Raw genomic sequence first — 16,930 nt, 5'->3', positions numbered from 1 at the left:
TCTTGTGCATGCCGCTCGGGGCGCCGGCCAGAGCGCCGACCGGTCAGCCGCCGAGGATGCCGCCCTTCTGGAACTGGTCGACGGGGGCGTTGCTGCAGGCGTTCTTGTTGCCGAAGTCGGCGCCGACGCCGGTGGCGTTGGGGACGGCGCAGCGCAGGTCGACCATGACCAGGGGGGCGCCGTTGCTGTTGATGACGCCGTTCTGGGAGCCGACGAGGGTGTCGCCGAAGTGGTTGCCGAAGGTGCCCTCGGAGGGGCCGCCGTTCTCGTACATGCGGTAGGCGTCGATGGCCTGGCGGGCGTTGTCGTTGGTGTCCGCGCCCATGGTCGAGGCGGCGGTGGCGGTGGCGGTCCCGGTGAGGGAGACCGAGGCGGAGACGGCGAGCGCGGCGCCGGCCAGGAACTTCTTCATGAGCTTCTTCTCCGGTCTGCGGGAGGGAGGTTGACGGTGCGTCGACAGTCGCAACGGCGATCGAGTCGGTGGGTCACCGTCGATTAGCTCGGGCGGCGCAGGAACGGTCCGCCGAACGCATGAGCCCTTGCGCCGAACGGATGTCCGTCAAGTCACCTCCGCCCGATTAGCTCGTTCCGGTCTGTGCAAGGGCGCCACCCGGGGCCCGGACGACCAGGAGCACCACGTGAAGAAGGTTCTGAGCGGGGCCGTGCTGGCCCTGTCCGCCGCGGTCTCGATCGCGAGCCCGGCGGTGGCGGAGGGCACCTACGGCAGCCACTTCGGCGACACCCTGGCCGGTTCGCAGAACGGCGCGGTCAACAGCAACGGCGCCCCGCTGGTCGACGCCGACCTGCGCTGCGCGGTGGCCAACGCGACCGGCGTGGCCGGCGTGTGGGGCAACGAGAACGCCTGCACCGAGGAGCAGGTCGCCCAGTTCCAGAAGGGCGGCGTCCTCGGCGGCTGACCCCCCGGGCACCGAACCCCCTCCCTCTCCCTCAACCATCCAGTACCGCAAGGAGAAACGACCATGTTGAAGAAGGTCCTGTCCGGCACCGCCCTGGCCGTGTCCGCCACCGTCGCCGTCGCCGCCCCCGCCACCGCCGCCGAGTGCATGGGCATGGAGACCCACGAGAGCGCCCAGGGCGCCATCAGCTCGTACCAGATGCACGGCGACGGCGAGACCACCGCCGGCGAGGGCACCTTCGGCAACCACTTCGGCGACACCCTCGTCGGCTCCCAGAACGGCGTGATCAACAGCAACGGCGCCCCGCTGGTCGACGCCGACCTGCGCTGCCTGGCCGCCAACCCGACCGGTGTCGCGGGCGTGTGGGGCAACAAGAACGCCTGCAGCGAGGCCCCCGTCGACCAGTTCCACAAGGGCGGCGTCCTCGGCGGCTGACCCGGCGTCACGCCGCGCACGGGGCCGCGCCCGCTCGATGGGTGGCGGGCGCGGCCCCGTGCGGGGCGGGTCCTACGATGGCCGGATGCCCGAGCTCCGCGTCCACCGAGTGACCAAGTACGACCCCGCCGACCGCGACGAGAACGGCTGGTACGTGGGCCCGCTCGACGTCGACTGCGACGAGGGCCCGATCGAGGCCGCGTACCTGGAGACCGCCGCGGCCTTCGCCCGGGCTGCCGGGGTGGAGCGGCTGACGGTCCGTGACCCGGGTGGGACCGCGGTCGACGACTGGAGCGGGCCGGCCGCGGAACGGACCGGTGCGGCCGGCCTGTTCGCGGAGCCGACCGGCTTCCACGACGGCGCCGAGGTGGACCTCGCCACCGGGATCGAACTGGTCCGGGCGATGCTGCGGGAGAGCGGCGGGTGGTGCCGCCTGGAGGCCGGTGACCGCTTCTTCGTGCACGTCGGGTGGGACCTGTACATGTACGTCGGCACGGCCGGTCCGGTGGGCCCCGGGGTCGAACGGGCCCGGGAGCTCGGCCTCTTCCCCGAGCCCCTCGACGAGTCGCCGTACGCCCCCGAGCCGGACGGGAGCGCCTCCGAGGTGCCGGCCGACGCGGCGTACTGGGAGCGGCTGGAGCGCGCGGTCGCGGCGGGCGGGGTACGGCTGCTCCAGGAGTACTTCGCGGGGAGCGCGGCACGCTGGCACCGGCTGGAGGCCGAGGGCGACGTGGCGGCCGTCCGCGCCCGCCTCGTGCCGCGGTCGCGGCTCTCCGCCTGGCCCTCGCTGTTCGGCGCCGCTCCGGCGGAGGTCCTCGGCGGGCTCGACCCCGAGGGCTACCACCACCTGCTGGTCGAGCACCCCGGCGGGGTGCTCAGCGGGTGCTGGGTCGACCTCGAGGACGCCGAGGACACCGCCGTGCTCGACGGGGCGGTCCGGCTGGCCCTCGTGCCGGAGGGGCCCGGGGCACTGCCCGACGCGGTGCTGCCCGACGCCGACGGCGTCGTCCGGGTCCGCGGTTACGGCTGACGGACCGTCACGACGGGCCGGCGAACGGGCCGGCGAACGGCCAGGCCTCGATGTCGCGGTAGTAGATGCGGCCGGGGCCTCGGCCGATGTTGCTGCCGACCAGGTGGAGGCGGTCGGTGGGCCAGGCCCGGCCGGTGAAGGCGGCCAGGGTGGCGGCGGCCTCGGGGACGCTGGTGCGGTCGTCGCGGCGGGCGCGGGCCAGGGTGAGGTGGGGGCGCAGCGGGCGGTCGGGGAAGTCCACGCCGCAGGACCGCACCAGGGCGCGGACCTCGGTGGCGAGCCGGTGGAGGCCGTCCAGGTCGCCGTCGATGCCGCTCCAGAGCAGGCGCTCGTCGAAGTGGCCGCCGCCGCGCAGGGAGAGCCGCAGGGCGGGGCGGGAGGCGGCCGTGCCGGAGAGGGCGGCGCGCAGCGACGGGACGGTGGTGCTGGGGAGTTCGCCGAGGAAGGCCAGGGTGATGTGCCAGTCCTCGATGCGGTTCCAGCGCAGCTGCGGGTGGGCGGCGTAGGCGGGTCCGAGGGCCCGGGCGAGCTCGTCCTTGGCCTCGTCGGGCGGGGCGAGCGCCACGAAGACGCGCCGGGTCGGGGGCTCGGGGTGATCGTCCACCAGGACATTCCAGCACCTCGGCGGCCCCCGGCCCTCGGCGGGACCGCCCGGCGCAGCGTCAGGCGCACCGCCCGGCGCACCACCGGACGCACCGCCCGGCCGGGCCGGCGGGTCAGCCGGTGGGCGGGACCAGGCCGGACCGGTAGGCGATGGCGACGAGTTGGGCGCGGTCACGGGCGTCGAGCTTGGCCATCGCCCGGTGGACGTGGGTGCGGACGGTGAAGGGGCTGACCACCATCCGTTCGGCGATCTCCTCGTTGGTGAGGCCGGTGGCGGCCATCGACATGACCTCGCGTTCGCGGGCGGTCAGGACGGCGAGCCGCTCGGACGGGACGACGGCCGGGGCCGGGCCGGGCTGGGCGAGCAGGCGGTCGATGACGGCGCGGGTGGCGGCGGGCGAGAGCAGCGCCTCACCGGCCGCCACCGTGCGGACGGCGGCCAGGAGTTCGGCCGGTGCGGCGCCCTTGCCGAGGAAGCCGCCGGCCCCGGCGCGCAGGGCCCGGGCGACGTACTCGTCCTCCTCGAAGGTGGTGAGGATGAGCACCCGGGTGCCGGCGAGCTCCGGGTCGGCGCAGATCTCGGCGGTCGCGCCGAGGCCGTCGGAGCCGGGCATCCGGATGTCCATCAGGACCAGGTCCGGCTTGGTGGCGCGGGCCAGTTCGACCGCCTGGCGGCCGTCGGCGGCCTCGCCGACCACCTCCATGTCCTCCTCGGAGTCGATCAGCATCCGGAAGGCGCCGCGGAGCAGGGCCTGGTCGTCGGCGAGCAGCACGCGGATGGTCATGCGGGGTCGTCCTTCCCGGTGAGCGGGGTCTCTTCGTCCAGGGCGGTCACGTTGCCGGTGCGCAGCGGCAGTTCGGCGGTGACCAGGAAGCCGCCGTCCGGGCGGCGGCCGGCGCTCAGGCGGCCGCCGACGGCGGCGGCCCGTTCCTGCATGCCGATCAGGCCGAAGCCGCCCCCGCCCCCGGGCCCGGTGACGGGCAGCGCGGCGCGGCCGCCGGGCGCGGGGCGGCCGTTGGCCACGGTGAGGGTGAGGCGGCCGGGGCCGTGGGCGAGGGTGATCCGGGCCTCGGCGCCGCGGGCGTGCTTGGCGACGTTGGTCAGCGACTCCTGGAGGATCCGGTAGGCCGTCAGGTCGATGCCCGGGGAGAGCGGGCGGGCCTCGCCCTCGACGGTGAGCCGGACCGGGAGGCCGGCCCGTTCGAAGGCCTGCAGGAGCTCGGGGAGCCGGTCGAGGCCGGGGGCGGGTTCGAGCGGGGCGGGCTCCTCGGTGCTGCGCAGCAGTCCGACGGTGGCGCGCAGCTCCTGGAGGGCGGAGCCGGTCGCCTCGGTGAGGTGGCTGAGCACCTCGCGGGCCCGGTCGGGGTGACGGTCCATCAGGTGGACGGCGATGCCGGCCTGGGCGTTGGCGAGGGCGATGTGGTGGGCGACCACGTCGTGCAGGTCGCGGGCGATCCGGACGCGTTCGTCGGCGACCCGGCGGCGGGCCTCCTCCTCCCGGGTGCGCTCGGCCCGCTCGGCCCGCTCCTCGATGGCGGCCAGCTGCTCCCGGCGGCTGCGGATGGAGTCGCCGAGGGCGCCGGGCAGCAGTGACCAGGCGAGCACGCCCAGCCGTTCGGCGATCGGGCCGCCGGGGCCGAAGGCCAGGGTCATGCCGGTGAGCAGGACGGCGGTGACCAGCGAGGCGCGCAGCGCGGTGGTGCGGTCGGTGCGCACGGCGAGGAAGTAGAGGGCCAGCAGCAGCGGGGTGGCCAGCGCGGGGCTGATCTTGGTGCTGGTGGCGGTCAGGAAGGTGGTGCAGAGCAGGGTGACCAGGACCACCGCGCGCGGGTACCTGCGGTGCAGGAAGACGGCGGCGGTGGAGAGGGCGGCGATCAGCGCGGTGCCGGGGGCCGGGGCCTCGTACCGGCCGCCGTGCTGCTCCACCGTCACGCCCAGCGCCACGACCGCGACCAGGGTGGTGCCGCCCACGGCGTCGAGCAGCCGGGGGTGGTCGCGGCGCAGACGCCGCCACAGGTCGCTCACGGGTATCGCGCTCCGGTCGGAAGGGGTGGTCCTGGCTGCCAACGGTAGCCCTCCGCCCCCGGGCCGAAGGCCGGGAGCGGAGGGCGTTTCACACGGTCAGACGCGGGCCGGCTCCGGCTCCCGCTGCCGCTCCCCGGCGGGCGCGGGTCCGGCGGCGTGGAGCCTGCTGCCCTCGACGTCCACGTCCGGGAGCACCCGGTCGAGCCGGCGCGGCAGCCACCAGGCGCGGCGGCCGAGCAGGGCGAGCACGGCCGGGACGATGGCCATCCGGACCACGAAGGCGTCGAAGGCGACGGCCGCGGCCAGGCCCAGCCCCATCATCTTGATCATCGGCTCGCTCATCCCGATGAACCCGGCGAAGACCGCGATCATGATGAAGGCCGCGGCGGTGACCACCCGGGCGTTGTGCCGGAACCCGGTGACGATGGCCTCGTCCGGGCTCTCCCCGTGCACGAAGCCCTCGCGGATCCGGGTGACCAGGAAGACCTCGTAGTCCATGGCCAGGCCGAAGACCACCCCGACCAGGAAGATCGGCATCATGCTCATCACCGGGCCGGTCTGCTCGACCCCGATCAGGCTCGCCAGCCAGCCCCACTGGAAGACCGCGACCACGGCGCCGAGCGCGGCGGCCACCGAGAGCAGGAAGCCGAGCGCCGCCTTCAGCGGGACCAGCACCGAGCGGAACACCAGCAGGAGCAGCAGCACGGCCAGGCCGACCACCACGGCGAGGTAGACCGGCAGGGCGTCGGTGAGCTTCTGCGAGACGTCGATGTTCATCGCGGTGGTGCCGCTGACCAGGACGGTCGCGCCGGTCCCGGCCTTCAGCCCGTCCGCGTGGCCGCGGATCGCGGTGACCAGGTCCTTGGTCGCCTCCTCGGCCGGACCGGTCTTCGGGACGGCGTTGACCAGCGCGGTGTCCCCGGCCGGGTTGAACACCGGCGGGGCGACCGCGGCCACCCCGGGCAGGCCGGAGACGGTCTTCGCCACCGCGTCGGCGGCGGCCTTCGGGTCGGGTGCGCCCTTGGCGTCGACCAGCAGGGTGAGCGGGCCGTTGAAGCCCGGGCCGAAGCCCTCGGAGAGCAGGTCGTAGGCGCGGCGCTGGGTGGTGGAGGTGGGCTTGGACTCGTCGCCGGGCAGGCCCATCCGCAGGTCGAGGGCGGGGGCCGCGAGCACGCCGAGGCCGATCACACCACCGAGCAGCACGGCGAGCGGGCGGCGGAGCACGAACCGGGCCCAGCGGGCGCCGCCGTTCTCGCCCCCGCCCGCCGCCGTGCCCTTCGCCGCGCCCTTGCGGACCTTGCGCGGCAGCACCCGGTGGCCGAGGAAGCCGAGCAGCGCGGGCACCAGGGTGAGCGCCACCAGCACCGCGATCACCACCGTCCCGGCGGCGGCCAGGCCCATCTTGGTGAGCATCGGGACGTCCACCACGGAGAGCCCCGCCAACGCGATCACCACCGTCAGCCCGGCGAACACCACCGCCGACCCGGCCGTGCCGACCGCCCGGCCGGCCGCCTCGCGCAGCTCCCGGCCCTCGGCCAGCTCGGCCCGGTGGCGGGAGACGATGAACATCGCGTAGTCGATGCCGACCGCCAGGCCCAGCATCATCGCCAGCGTCCCGGTGGTGGCCGAGAGCCCGAGCGCGCTGCCCAGCGCGGTGATCAGCGCCATCCCGAGGCCGACCCCGAGCAGCGCGGTGAGCAGCGGCAGCCCGGCCGCCAGCAGCGAACCGAAGGTGATCACCAGCACGACGGCGGAGAGCGCCATGCCGATCGCCTCGCTGCTGCCGCCGGCCTCGGGCTCCGCCATCAGCGCGGTACCGCCGATCTCGACCTCCAGCCCGGCGTCCCGGCCGTGCTGGGCAGCCTGCTCCAGCGCGGTGGTGGCGCCCTCGGAGAGCTTGCCCGCCTTGGCCGCGTAGCTGACGGTGGCGTAGGCGGTACTGCCGTCCTGGGAGACGGTCCCGGCCCGGAACGGGTCGACCGCGCCGGTCACCTGCTCGGCGTGCGCCAGCTCGGCGACCGTCCGCTCCACGGCCTCCTTGGCCGGCCCCGCGGTGATCTTCTGCCCACCCGGGGCCACGAACACCAGACGGGCCTGGGCACCGTCCGCGTGGCCGCCGGGGAAGCGCTCGTTCATCAGGTCGAAGGCCCGCTGCGCCTCCGTGCCGGGCATCGCGAAGCCGTCGTCGGGCGCGGCGGGCGCCTTGGCCGCGAGCACTCCGGCCACCGCCAGCACGGCGACCCAGATCAGCGTCACCGCCTTGCGCCGGTCGAAGGCCCAACGGCCCAAGCGGTACAGGAACGTGGCCACGGGGGTGCGGCCTCCTTCGGGTTCGGTGCACGGACGTTCGGTGCACGGACTCGGGAACGCGCCGCGAGCGGCCCGCCACCATCCCGGTACGGTCCGCCCGCAGCGTCCCCCATCCTTCGCGCCCGCCCCCTCCCCCGTCGTCGTCCCTGCGCAGGCATCCGCCGTACTGCGTCCGCAGTACGCCCCCGCCCGCCGTCCGGTACTTCCGGACGAACACCCCTCCTCCCTAGGCTGGGGCCATCGCCCGCCCCGACCGGAAGGCCGTGACCGTGACCGATCCGCAGGAGGTGGTGGAGCGTCAGCTCACCGCCTACAACGCCCACGACCTCGACGCCTTCGCCGCCACCTACGCCGAGGACGTGGTGGTCACCCGCCGCGGCGCCGACCCGCTGCGCGGCCGGGAGGCCCTGCGCGAGGTCTACGCCGGCCAGTTCGCGGCCGCCCGCTGCCGGGCCGAGATCCTGGGCCGGCTCACCGAGGGCGAGTGGGTGGTGGACCACGAACTGGCCCACGGCGTGGCCGCCGACCCGGTCCGCGTCCTGGTCGCCTACCGGGTCCGCGACGGCCTGATCGACCGGGTGGACTTTCTCGGCTGACGCCCCCTCAAGAACCCTCGGGACCGGCCGGACTGACGGGACGACACCTCGGCCCCGTCGGGCGGCCGCCCCGATCCGTACCGAACGCCTGGTGCTCCGCCCCTCCCGGGCCGGCGACCGGGCCGCGTACGTGGACCTCTTCTCCTTCCCCGAGGTGTTCGCGCACCTCGGGGGCGCCCGGCCCCGGGCCGAGCTGGAGCAGGCGATGCCCGAGGTGCCTGGGCAGCGGACCGGACAGTTCGTGGTGGAGCTGAACGGGGCGATGATCGGCACCGTCACGGTTGACCGCCGCGAGGCCGGGCGCCCCGGCCGCCTGCGCCCCGAGGGCGGGGAGGCCGAGCTGAGCTACCTCCTACTGCCGCGCGCCTGGGGGCACTGCTACGCCACCGAGGCCTGCGCGGCCGTGCTCGACTGGTCGGCCGGTGCGCTGCCCGGCGAGCCGGTGGTGCTCTGCACCCAGAGCACCAACCTCCGCTCCGTCCGCCTGGCGCAGAAGCTGGGCTTCACAGAGGCGGAGCGCTTCGAGGAGTTCGGCGCCGAGCAGTGGTTCGGCGTCCGCGGCGGCCCCGGTACGGCGTAGGGGGAGGCGCGGCCGGGTGCGCGGGGAATCGGGCACCCGGCCGGCGCCTCCGGACCACTGCACCTCGGCGAGGTCCTCCCGGCCGGCCACCGGGCGGACTCGGGGATGCGGGGGATTCGGTCCGGCAGGGCGTCGAAGCCGCCGATCAGGTTCCGGACCTGCTGCGGGGTGGCGGGCAGGACGCGGCTGACGGGCAGGGAAGCCACGGGGGAATCTCCTTGCGGCGGTAGGGAGTTCAGACACCGGTGGGCAGCGGGGCGGCCGGGCCGACCGGTCCGGACCCGCGCGGCTCGGCCCGGCACCCGTGCGGGCCTCCTCGAACTTCCGCAGCCAGAGGCCGCCGTGGAAGTCCTGGGCGATGTCGTGCACCCGGACCACGTCCGGCCGGCCGGTGCGCAGCCGCCGCAGGCTGCCCTCGACGGCCCGCCCGGTGGAGTCGGCGGTCCACTCGTGCAGGATCCGGTCGGGGTTGCCGTGCTCGTCGAGGACCACCCGGCCGGTCTTGGCCGAGAGCACGTACCTGACGCCCGTCCCGCCTCCCCGGCTTCGTCAACCCCTGGGTTAACGACCGTTGCGATTTCCGTCGTTGTTCCCCCGCCCCGGCCCCGGAATGCTGGTGCGGTCCCGGAGAACCGCAGATGAGGAGTGGTGCCGCATGCCCGTCCCCGCAGCCCGGGGGGGTCGGTTCCCCTGCACGTCCTGACCTCCGCCGTGGTGCTCAGCGTCACGGACCCGGCCGCCTCCGGCCGCTTCTTCACCACTCACCTCGGCTACCGGGAGGTGCTCGTGGACGAGGACTCCGTGGCCCTCGCCCGGGACGACGGCGCCCCGGACCTGATGCTCTGTCGGCGCGACCTCGAACTGCCGCCGGGCCCCGGGCCGGTGCGGGTGGCGCTCTCCCTCGCCGTCACGGACCTGGCCGTCGAGGACGAGCGGCTGCGGCGCGAGGGCGCCGCCGTCACCCTCCCGCTGCGCCGCGAGCCCTGGGGCGAGCTGTTGCTCGAACTCACCGACCCCAACGGCGTCCTGGTCCGGCTCGTGCAGTGGCTCCCGCCTGCCGGTGCCTGACCCCGTCCCCTTCCGACCCACCCCGCTTCCCCTTCGAAAGGCTCCGATGCAGAACCGCGATCCCCGCAGGTGGCTGATCCTGATCGTGCTGTGCCTCAGCACCCTGGTCCTGGTCATCGACAACATGGTGCTCACCGTGGCGATCCCGCCGCTGGCCGAGGACCTGGGCGCCACCAGCCAGGACCTCCAGTGGATCCTGGACTCCTACATCCTGGTCTTCGCCGGCCTGCTGCTGACCTCCGGCAGCCTCTCCGACCGGTACGGCCGCCGCAAGGTGATGATCGTCGGCCTGACCCTGTTCGGCGCGGCCTCGCTGGCCGCCACCTACGTCACCGACCCGGCCCAACTGATAGGCGCCCGCGCCGTGATGGGCGTCGGCGGCGCGCTGATCATGCCCTCCACCCTCTCCATCCTGATCACCGTCTTCGACGAGGACGAGCGCCGCAAGGCCATGAGCGCCTGGGGCGCGGCCGCCATGCTCGGCCTAGTCGGCGGGCCGGTGCTGGGCGGCGCACTGATCGCCCACTACTCGTGGAGCTCGGTGTTCCTGATCAACGTGCCGATCGCCGCACTGGCCATCCTCGCCTCGCTGGTGCTGATGCCCGAGTCCAAGGGCCCGCAGACCCGGCCCGACCCGCTCGGCGCCGTGCTCTCGATGGTCGGCATGTCCGCCCTGGTCTGGACGATCATCGAGCTGCCGCACGGCCTCTCGCTGCCTTCCCTCGCGGTGACCGTCCTCGGCCTGGGCGCCTTCGTCGCCTGGGAGCTGCGCACGCCGCACCCGATGGTTCCGCTCCAGCTCTTCCGCGACCGCACCTTCAGCGGCGGCTCGCTCTCCCTGACGCTGGTTCAGATCGGCAACGGCGGGCTGCTGCTGGTGCTCACCCAGTACCTCCAGTTCGTGCTCGGCTACACCCCGACCGAGGCCGGCCTGGCCTTCATCCCGCTCGCCGTCGCCTCCCTGGTCTTCAACGGCATCGGCGCCGCCCTCGGTGCCAGGCTCGGCAACCGGACCATGGTCGTCACCGGCCTGCTGTTCTGCGCCGGCGGCTTCGGCGTGCTCGGCACCCTGGACGCCGGGGACGGCTTCCTGCCCACCGCGCTGGCCCTGGTCCTGATGGGCGCGGGCGGCGGCATCGCCATGCCGGCCGCCGTCTCCACCCTGATGGCCGCCATCCCGCCGGCGCAGGCCGGTGTCGGCTCCGCCCTCAACGACACCATCCAGCAGGCCGGCGCCGCCCTCGGCGTGGCCGTCCTCGGCAGCATCCTGGTCGACCGCTACGGCTCCGAGATGCCGGACACCGCGCCCGCCGCCGCCCGCCGCTCCATCGCCGACGCCCTGGCCCTCGGCGACACGGGCCTGGCCGGCCAGGCTCGTGAGGCCTTCACCTCCGCGATGTCCTCCACCTTCGTGGTCAGCGCCGTCGGCGTGGTGGCCGCGGCCGTCGTGGCCCTGGTCGTCCTGCCCCACGGCACCAAGACCCCGGAGGCCCCGCCGGCCGAGTCCGCCGAACTCGCCGACTCGCACGCCTGACGCCTCCCCGTACACCCCACCGCACCGCACCAGGAAGGCCACCCGTGGACCTCAAGCAGAGACTCGCCCTCGTCGTGGCCACCATGGCCGTCGTCGGCCTGCTCGGCGGCACCGGCCTCCCCTCCCATGCCGACCCGCTGGAACAGCACCGGCGGCACGGCGCCGGAGGGCTCCCCGCCCCCACGAGCTGGCCGGTCGGGACGGCCGGGATCTCCGCCCTCCTGACCCGGTGCGTACGCTGACGGACCGTCACCGGGCCGTCGGAGCGGAACCCCACCGCCCCGACGGCCCGTCCCCGCTTTGCCACAGCGGTCGCGACGTGTCACTGTGACTCGCGCTCGAACGGGGTCGAGCCGCTGGTCAACGGGGTGGGCACCATGGAAATGCGGGACATCGAGATCTTCCTGACGCTGTCCGAGGAGCTCCACTTCGGCCGCACCGCCCAACGCCTCCACGTCACCACCGCCCGCGTCAGCCAGGCCATCAAGGCCCAGGAACGCGCCATCGGCACCGAACTCTTCCTCCGCGACAGCCGCAACGTCCGGCTCACCCGGGCCGGCGAACAGCTGCGCAACGACCTCGCACCCGTCTACCGGAGCCTGCGCGAGAGCCTCGAACGCGCCAGGCTCGCCGCCCAGGGCAAGACCGACGTCCTGCGCATCGGCATGATCCCCGGCAACGCCCACGACCTGCGCCCCTACTGGGAGACCTTCCGCACCCGCCACCCCCGGTGGGGCCTCAAGATCCGCCACGCCCCCTTCGCCGAACCCTTCGCGGGCCTGCGCAACGGCGAGGTCGACATCCTGGTCTGCTGGCTCCCCGTCCTCGAACCCGACCTGGTGACCGGCCCTCAACTCCTCGCCGAGTCCCGGGTCCTGGCGGTCTCCCTGGACCACGACCTGGGCGGACGCCGCTCGGTCGGCCTGGAGATGCTCGGCGACTTCCAGACCTCGTCCAACCTCGACCTCCCGGCCTACTGGATGGACTCCTTCACCCCGCCCCACACCCCCAAGGGCCGGACCATCGAGCGCGGCCCGCGCATCGACAGCATGGAGGACGCCTTCACCCTCATCAGCTCCGGCGAGATCGTCAACCTCTTCCCCCGGCACGTCAGCCGCTTCTGGCCCCGCCCCGACGTCGCCTACCTCCCCGTCACCGACATGGCGCCCCTCGACTTCGGCCTGGTCTGGCGCGGCGAGACCGAGACCGACCTGATCCGCGCCTTCGCCGCCGTCGTCCGCGACCTCGGCGTCCACGACCCGCAGGGCCCCTGAACTCAGTGGTCGTAGACGGTGACCGCGACCCCGCGGTCGGTGAGGGCGGTGGTGACGAGGGGTTCGACGCGGTCCCAGCTGCCGCCGGCGAGGCCGCAGCCGATGCGGGGCATGTGGACGGAGGCCCCGGTGGCGAGGGCGTGGGCCGCGACGGTGTGGAGGCCGCGCTCCAGGGCCTCGTAGCGGACGGGGACCCCGGCGCTGCCGGTGCGGATGCCGCGCTGGCCGATCAGGTTGGCGACCTCGGTGTCCGGGCGGACCGGGACGAACTGGACCGCGCCGAGGGCGAAGTCGTTGTGGGCCCGCTGGCGGTGCCAGCGGCGGTACTCGCGCTCGGGCTCGGGCCAGCGGCGGGAGACGGCCAGGACGAAGCCCTTGCCCCAGCCGCCGAGGTCGTTGCAGACGTGGACGATCAGCTTGGGGCCCTTGGCCTGCGGGGCGGTGGCGTCGCCCTTGACGATCCGGAGCGGGTGCATCGCGCCACGCTAGCGCGACCGACGGACATCCGTTCGAGCAATCCCTCGGGGGTGTCGGCGGGCGGAAGTAGCGTGCGGCGGGTGATCACGGAACTGTTGGCGGACGTGGCGGCGTTGCTGCCGCCCGGGGCGCCGGTGGAGCAGGAGTACGGGGCCGGGGACGGGCCGGTGCTCTGGATGAGCGCGGGGCCCACGACGGCGCGGGTGTGGGAGCGGCTGCTGGCGGAGCACCCGCGGTCGGGGCTGTGGCCACTGCTGCTCGACTCGGAGGATCCGGACGAGGAGGGCTACCGGCCTTGGGGTGGCGGGGAGTTGTCGCCGGGCAGGGCCTCCCGGCCGGACCTGTACGACCCGCAGCGGCTGCTGGCCCGCTGGTGGGAGAGCTGGCTGCGGGAGGAGGACGACCCGGGGACGACCGCGCCGTTCGGGGTGCGGTGGCCGGGGCCGGCACCGAGGGGTGTGCGGAGGGAGTCCCCCGAGGAGGCCGCGGGGCGCTGTGCCCGGGAGGTGCTGGCGAGGCGGCCGCACTGCCGCCTCGGGCTGGTGCCGGCGGAGTCGGGCGCCGAGGCGCTGGCAGTGGTGGGCTGGGACGGGGTGGCGGAGCAGGAGGACGACACCGGCACGTACGCCGCGGTGCTGGCGAGCTGGGAGGACCGCTTCGGGGCCCGGCTGGTCTCGGCGGACGCGACGGGGCTGGTGGTGAGCGTGGCAGCGCCCCCGGCGACGGAGGGGGCGGCGCTGCACCTGGCGGCCGAGCACGTCGCCTTCTGCCCGGGCACGCTCCGGCAGGGGCGGGCCGACACGCTGGCCCGCCACGCCGCCACCCTCGTCAACTCCCCTGCCTGGACGTTCTGGTGGGACTGACGGAGCGGACCAGTCGCTGACCGTCCGTCAGACCGTGATCGGCCGCCCGGAGCGGATGGTGGTGCGCGAGTTGATCGCCTATGCCCCGCGCGCCCCCTCCGCACCTCTGTACACCGACTCCGCCGACTCCCCCGGCTCCTCCGGGCCCGCCGCGGGCGTACGGTCCGTCAGGCGCAGCCGCAGCCGCCGGGGCCGGTACACGGTGGCGAGCGGCACGGCGCGGACGTCGGCGTCCGGCTCGGGTTCGAGCCGCCAGCGGCTCAGCACGGTGGCCAGGGCCAGGGTGGCCTCGGTCCGGGCGTAGAGGTCGCCGAGGCACTTGCGGGCCCCGGCGCCGAAGGCGGTGAACGCCTGGCGGGCGAGCGGCGTCTCCTCCTCGGGCAGCCAGCGGTCGGGGCGGAACTCGTGCGGGTGCGGGAAGGCCTCCGGGTCGCGGGCCACCGCGGCCGGGCTGAACACCAGGGTGGAGCCGGCCGGCAGCGGCACCCCGGCCAGTTCGGTCCCGGTGCTGGTCAGCCGGGTGAACAGCCAGCCGGGCGGGTGCAGGCGGAGGGTCTCGGTGACCACCCGGTCGGTCAGCGCGAGGGCGGGGAGGTCCTCCCAGGCCGCCGGGCGGCCGCCCAGCACGGCGTCGACCTCCCGGTACAACTCCTGCGCCACCGAGGGGTGTTGGGCCAGCCGGTGGAACACCCAGACCAGGGTGGCGGCCACCGTCTCGGTGCCCGCCGCCATCACGGTGATCACCTGGTCGTGCAGTTCGGCCTCGCCCAGCCGCCCGCCGTCCTCGTCCCGGGCCGCCAGCAGGGCGCCGAGCAGGTCCAGCCCGCCCGGGGCCGCCGCGCCGCCCGCCGGCGCCGGCCCCGGCCCCGGCTTCCCGTCGTACCCGGCGACCAGCCGCCGGGTCACCTCGTGCAGGTGCCGCAGCGCCGACCGGTAGCGGCGGTTGGCCGGGGTCGGCAGGCGGCGCAGCGGCCCGGGCAGGAACATCTGGCGGAACAGCCCGTTGAGCACCGTGTCGAAGGCCCGCTCCACGCCCCGGGTGTCCTCCGGCCCGAGCGCGGTGGACCAGAGCGTACGGGCCACCACCCGCAGTGCCAGACCGTAGAACTCCGGGAAGGCGTCGATCACTTGACCGTCCCGCCAGCGCCCGGTGGTGGCCTCGATCTCGGCCTGCATCGCCCCGGCGTAGTGCCGCAGCTGCGGTCGGGTGAAGGCGCCCTGCATCAGCCGCCGTTGGCGCCGGTGGTCCCGGTGCGGGCAGGTGACCAGGCCGTTCCCGGCCACGTCGCGGGCCCGGTCGTAGAAGACCCCGCCCTTGTCGTAGACCTGATCGCCCGTCAGCACCCGGCGCAGCAGCTCGGGATGGCAGGGCACGTAGGCGGTGGACGGCCCGATCCTGATCCGCACCAGGTCGCCGTGGGCGGCCAGGGAGGTCATGAACCGGACCGGACTGCGCATCATCTGCCAGGCGTGCCCGATCCCGGGCACCGCCCCGGGTGCCGTCCCGACCTCGAAGCCCTGCTGGACCACCGCGCTCCTCCTCGCCCTCGGAGCGCGCCGCACCCGTCCGGCGGCACGCTTCGAGGACTACATCGGCCGGTCGGCCGCACGGGTGAAGTCCCAGGGGCTTCTAGACCTCGGCGGCGGAGAGGTACACCCAGGCCCGGGTGCCGGAGGCGAGCAGCACCTCGCGGCGGGCGTAGTCGTCCACCTCGTAGTCGTCCGCGGCGGCCAGCTCCTCGTCGGTGAGGGTGAGGACGCTGCCCTCGACCAGGTCCTCCGGATCGTCCGAGGGCAGCACCAGCGGGTGGTGGTCGGTGCCGCTGGCGGCTATCACCTCGGGGTCGGTGACCCGGATCACGGTCATCCGGTGGCCGGGCAGTGCGTCGGGGATCCCCTCCAACAGGCGTCCGAAGCGGTCGAGTTGGACCTGCTCCAGCTGCAGGGTGCCGTAGGAGAACAGACGGTGGGTCATCGCGGGTTCCTCCGTGGTCGCTCGGGACGGGGCACCCGCCATCCAAGCAGGCCGAACACCCGTACCGGGAGGGCGGATCACCGGTACGGGTGCGACGGACCACAGGTGTGGACCGCGAGTGCGGGCCGCGGCGGCGGGCCTCAGTGGCTGCCGTTGACCACGGCGTTCTGGATGGCGCCCTCGGTGAGCTGGCGCTTCTGCAGGACGGCGTCGTAGGTGCCGTCCAGGATCAGGGTGTTGACCGCCTTGACCAGGACGTCGCGGAGCTGCTGGTCGCCCTTGCGGACGGCGATGCCGAACGGGCGGGACTGGAGCTGCGGCCCGGCCAGGTCGTAGGTGCGCCCCTCGTCCAGCATCAGCACGTTGTACTGGGCCTTGGGGTAGTCGGTGAGGTAGACGTCGGCGCTGCCGTTGCGGACGTTGACCAGGGCCTCGTCGTCGGAGCCGGTCTCCAGCATCTTGAGCGGCTTGCCGGCGTGGTCGCAGGCCTTCTGCTGACGGGCCACCAGGTCGTTGTGGGTGGTGCCCTTCTTGACCGTCACGGAGTGGCCGCAGAGGTCGTCGATGCTGGAGACGCCCTTGGGGTTCTTCTCCTTGACCACCATGCCGATGCCGGCCATGAAGTAGTCGACGAAGTCCACGCCCTCGTTGATCTGGTCGCCGTTCTTGTCCAGGCCCTGCTGGCGCTCGCGGGTGTCGGTGATGCCGGACATCCCGATGTCGTACTTCTTCTCGAACAGCCCGGGCAGCACCTTGGCGAACGGGCCGGCGTCGAAGAACTCGAACTTCACGCCGAGCAGCTTCTCCATCGCGGCGGCCAGGTCGGCGTCCAGTCCGTCCGCCTTGCCCTGGCCGTTCTTGAAGATCACCGGGGCGGCGGTGAAGGAGGCGCCGACCTTGATCACCCCGGCGTCCCGGTACTGCTGCGGCAGCTGGTCCTTGAGGTCGACCTTCTTGTCGGCCGCCGAGCCCGAGCCGCAGGCGGTGAGCAGCAGGGCGCCGATGACGGCTCCGGTGACGGCTTGGGTGCCACGGCTGGCGAGGCCCTTGTTCATGTTCATCCCGACGGATCGCGCGGTGCGGGGCCGGGCACGGCTTCGGCGGGAACACCGCGGGCACCCGTCCGGCCCCCGCGCCGATGGGTCCCTCCCCGCGCATGGCACTGCCACGGGAACGCTTCCGTCGACCGCCGTCCGACGAACTGCCGGACCGATGATAACCAGCATGCCCACGCCACCCCTC

19 protein-coding genes and 1 pseudogene are annotated in these 16,930 nt (G+C 74.3%); 10 read left to right on the top strand and 10 right to left on the bottom strand.

Features of this window, described 5'->3' with window-relative positions; genetic code table 11:
- Positions 1–43 precede the first annotated feature (43 nt).
- A complete protein-coding gene (locus ACIA8O_RS12905; protein ID WP_396293734.1) occupies positions 44–412 on the bottom strand; it encodes a hypothetical protein in 369 nt (122 codons plus the stop codon).
- Between the two features lie 226 nt (positions 413–638).
- On the opposite strand from ACIA8O_RS12905, the gene ACIA8O_RS12900 reads away from it, so the two are divergent.
- From ACIA8O_RS12900 to ACIA8O_RS12890, 3 genes are all read left to right on the top strand, one after another.
- The gene (locus ACIA8O_RS12900; protein WP_396293733.1) at positions 639–917 is read left to right on the top strand and encodes a hypothetical protein; all 279 of its coding nucleotides are present in this window, start codon (positions 639–641) and stop codon (positions 915–917) included.
- Between the two features lie 63 nt (positions 918–980).
- Positions 981–1,352, top strand: coding sequence for a hypothetical protein (locus ACIA8O_RS12895; protein WP_396293732.1), 372 nt, complete (start codon positions 981–983; stop codon positions 1,350–1,352).
- 85 nt (positions 1,353–1,437) lie between these two features.
- Positions 1,438–2,382: an RNA-binding protein gene (locus ACIA8O_RS12890; protein ID WP_396293731.1), complete on the top strand. Its 945-nt coding sequence runs from the start codon at positions 1,438–1,440 to the stop codon at positions 2,380–2,382.
- Between the two features lie 7 nt (positions 2,383–2,389).
- Here ACIA8O_RS12890 and thpR read toward each other — a convergent pair whose 3' ends face one another.
- The 4 genes from thpR to ACIA8O_RS12870 form a co-directional block, all read right to left on the bottom strand.
- Positions 2,390–2,986: an RNA 2',3'-cyclic phosphodiesterase gene (thpR, locus tag ACIA8O_RS12885; RefSeq protein WP_396293730.1), complete on the bottom strand. Its 597-nt coding sequence runs from the start codon at positions 2,984–2,986 to the stop codon at positions 2,390–2,392.
- Positions 2,987–3,098: 112 nt separating this feature from the next.
- Positions 3,099–3,770: a response regulator gene (locus ACIA8O_RS12880; RefSeq protein ID WP_396293729.1), complete on the bottom strand. Its 672-nt coding sequence runs from the start codon at positions 3,768–3,770 to the stop codon at positions 3,099–3,101.
- Entirely contained in the window at positions 3,767–5,011 is a 1,245-nt protein-coding gene (locus ACIA8O_RS12875; RefSeq protein WP_396293728.1) for a sensor histidine kinase, read from the bottom strand. The genes ACIA8O_RS12880 and ACIA8O_RS12875 overlap by 4 nt, the downstream gene beginning before the upstream one ends.
- A gap of 96 nt (positions 5,012–5,107) precedes the next feature.
- Complete coding sequence (locus tag ACIA8O_RS12870) at positions 5,108–7,321, bottom strand: MMPL family transporter (protein WP_396293727.1); 2,214 nt, start codon at positions 7,319–7,321, stop codon at positions 5,108–5,110.
- Positions 7,322–7,590: 269 nt separating this feature from the next.
- Here ACIA8O_RS12870 and ACIA8O_RS12865 point away from each other — a divergent pair, with 269 nt between their 5' ends.
- Together ACIA8O_RS12865 and ACIA8O_RS12860 are read left to right on the top strand one after the other, a co-directional pair.
- Positions 7,591–7,917 (top strand): nuclear transport factor 2 family protein, encoded by a 327-nt coding sequence (locus ACIA8O_RS12865; RefSeq protein ID WP_396293726.1) that lies wholly within the window; start codon positions 7,591–7,593, stop codon positions 7,915–7,917.
- Positions 7,918–8,008: 91 nt separating this feature from the next.
- On the top strand, positions 8,009–8,497 hold the full coding sequence (locus ACIA8O_RS12860) for a GNAT family N-acetyltransferase (RefSeq protein WP_396293725.1): 489 nt from the start codon (positions 8,009–8,011) through the stop codon (positions 8,495–8,497).
- A gap of 297 nt (positions 8,498–8,794) precedes the next feature.
- On the opposite strand, the pseudogene ACIA8O_RS12855 reads toward ACIA8O_RS12860, so the two are convergent.
- Positions 8,795–9,016 (bottom strand): annotated as a pseudogene (locus ACIA8O_RS12855) (aldo/keto reductase); the annotation flags it as partial.
- Between the two features lie 195 nt (positions 9,017–9,211).
- Here ACIA8O_RS12855 and ACIA8O_RS12850 point away from each other — a divergent pair.
- The 4 genes from ACIA8O_RS12850 to ACIA8O_RS12835 all read left to right on the top strand — a co-directional run bounded on the left by ACIA8O_RS12850 (position 9,212) and on the right by ACIA8O_RS12835 (position 12,373).
- A complete protein-coding gene (locus ACIA8O_RS12850) occupies positions 9,212–9,565 on the top strand; it encodes a VOC family protein (protein ID WP_396293724.1) in 354 nt (117 codons plus the stop codon).
- Between the two features lie 46 nt (positions 9,566–9,611).
- Positions 9,612–11,099, top strand: a complete 1,488-nt coding sequence (locus tag ACIA8O_RS12845) for an MFS transporter (RefSeq protein WP_396293723.1) — start codon at positions 9,612–9,614, stop codon at positions 11,097–11,099.
- A gap of 44 nt (positions 11,100–11,143) precedes the next feature.
- Complete coding sequence (locus ACIA8O_RS12840; protein WP_396293722.1) at positions 11,144–11,341, top strand: hypothetical protein; 198 nt, start codon at positions 11,144–11,146, stop codon at positions 11,339–11,341.
- A gap of 135 nt (positions 11,342–11,476) precedes the next feature.
- Positions 11,477–12,373: a LysR family transcriptional regulator gene (locus ACIA8O_RS12835; protein WP_396293721.1), complete on the top strand. Its 897-nt coding sequence runs from the start codon at positions 11,477–11,479 to the stop codon at positions 12,371–12,373.
- 2 nt (positions 12,374–12,375) lie between these two features.
- Here the strand turns inward: ACIA8O_RS12835 and ACIA8O_RS12830 are convergent, their stop codons facing one another.
- Positions 12,376–12,849 (bottom strand): macro domain-containing protein, encoded by a 474-nt coding sequence (locus tag ACIA8O_RS12830; protein WP_396293720.1) that lies wholly within the window; start codon positions 12,847–12,849, stop codon positions 12,376–12,378.
- A gap of 81 nt (positions 12,850–12,930) precedes the next feature.
- Here ACIA8O_RS12830 and ACIA8O_RS12825 point away from each other — a divergent pair, with 81 nt between their 5' ends.
- Positions 12,931–13,713: a DUF4253 domain-containing protein gene (locus ACIA8O_RS12825; RefSeq protein WP_396293719.1), complete on the top strand. Its 783-nt coding sequence runs from the start codon at positions 12,931–12,933 to the stop codon at positions 13,711–13,713.
- A 78-nt stretch (positions 13,714–13,791) separates the two neighbouring features.
- On the opposite strand, the gene ptlI is transcribed toward ACIA8O_RS12825, so the two are convergent.
- From ptlI to ACIA8O_RS12810, 3 genes are all read right to left on the bottom strand, one after another.
- Positions 13,792–15,243 carry a pentalenene oxygenase gene (ptlI, locus tag ACIA8O_RS12820; RefSeq protein ID WP_396293718.1) on the bottom strand — a complete coding sequence of 484 codons (1,452 nt, stop codon included), beginning with the start codon at positions 15,241–15,243 and terminating at the stop codon, positions 13,792–13,794.
- 100 nt (positions 15,244–15,343) lie between these two features.
- The gene (locus ACIA8O_RS12815) at positions 15,344–15,688 is read right to left on the bottom strand and encodes a gamma-glutamylcyclotransferase family protein (RefSeq protein ID WP_396293717.1); all 345 of its coding nucleotides are present in this window, start codon (positions 15,686–15,688) and stop codon (positions 15,344–15,346) included.
- Positions 15,689–15,828: 140 nt separating this feature from the next.
- A complete protein-coding gene (locus tag ACIA8O_RS12810) occupies positions 15,829–16,749 on the bottom strand; it encodes a transporter substrate-binding domain-containing protein (protein WP_396293716.1) in 921 nt (306 codons plus the stop codon).
- Between the last annotated feature and the right edge of the window lie 181 nt (positions 16,750–16,930).

Origin of the sequence: Kitasatospora sp. NPDC051853 (assembly GCF_044452665.1) — a bacterium.
In the GTDB taxonomy this organism is placed as follows: Bacteria; Actinomycetota; Actinomycetes; order Streptomycetales; family Streptomycetaceae; genus Kitasatospora.
The sequence above is the reverse complement of the archived record's forward strand: the minus strand, read 5'-3'. Positions and strand labels throughout refer to the sequence as shown.

What these genes read in the sequence shown, in the direction of transcription:
- ACIA8O_RS12890 (WP_396293731.1), top strand. Translation starts at nt 1,438, where the DNA reads ATGCCCGAGCTCCGCGTCCACCGAGTGACCAAGTACGACCCCGCCGAC.
- ACIA8O_RS12905 (WP_396293734.1), bottom strand. Translation starts at nt 412, where the DNA reads ATGAAGAAGTTCCTGGCCGGCGCCGCGCTCGCCGTCTCCGCCTCGGTC.
- ACIA8O_RS12880 (WP_396293729.1), bottom strand. Translation starts at nt 3,770, where the DNA reads ATGACCATCCGCGTGCTGCTCGCCGACGACCAGGCCCTGCTCCGCGGC.
- ACIA8O_RS12830 (WP_396293720.1), bottom strand. Translation starts at nt 12,849, where the DNA reads ATGCACCCGCTCCGGATCGTCAAGGGCGACGCCACCGCCCCGCAGGCC.
- ACIA8O_RS12810 (WP_396293716.1), bottom strand. Translation starts at nt 16,749, where the DNA reads ATGAACATGAACAAGGGCCTCGCCAGCCGTGGCACCCAAGCCGTCACC.
- ACIA8O_RS12895 (WP_396293732.1), top strand. Translation starts at nt 981, where the DNA reads ATGTTGAAGAAGGTCCTGTCCGGCACCGCCCTGGCCGTGTCCGCCACC.
- ACIA8O_RS12845 (WP_396293723.1), top strand. Translation starts at nt 9,612, where the DNA reads ATGCAGAACCGCGATCCCCGCAGGTGGCTGATCCTGATCGTGCTGTGC.
- ACIA8O_RS12835 (WP_396293721.1), top strand. Translation starts at nt 11,477, where the DNA reads ATGGAAATGCGGGACATCGAGATCTTCCTGACGCTGTCCGAGGAGCTC.
- ACIA8O_RS12815 (WP_396293717.1), bottom strand. Translation starts at nt 15,688, where the DNA reads ATGACCCACCGTCTGTTCTCCTACGGCACCCTGCAGCTGGAGCAGGTC.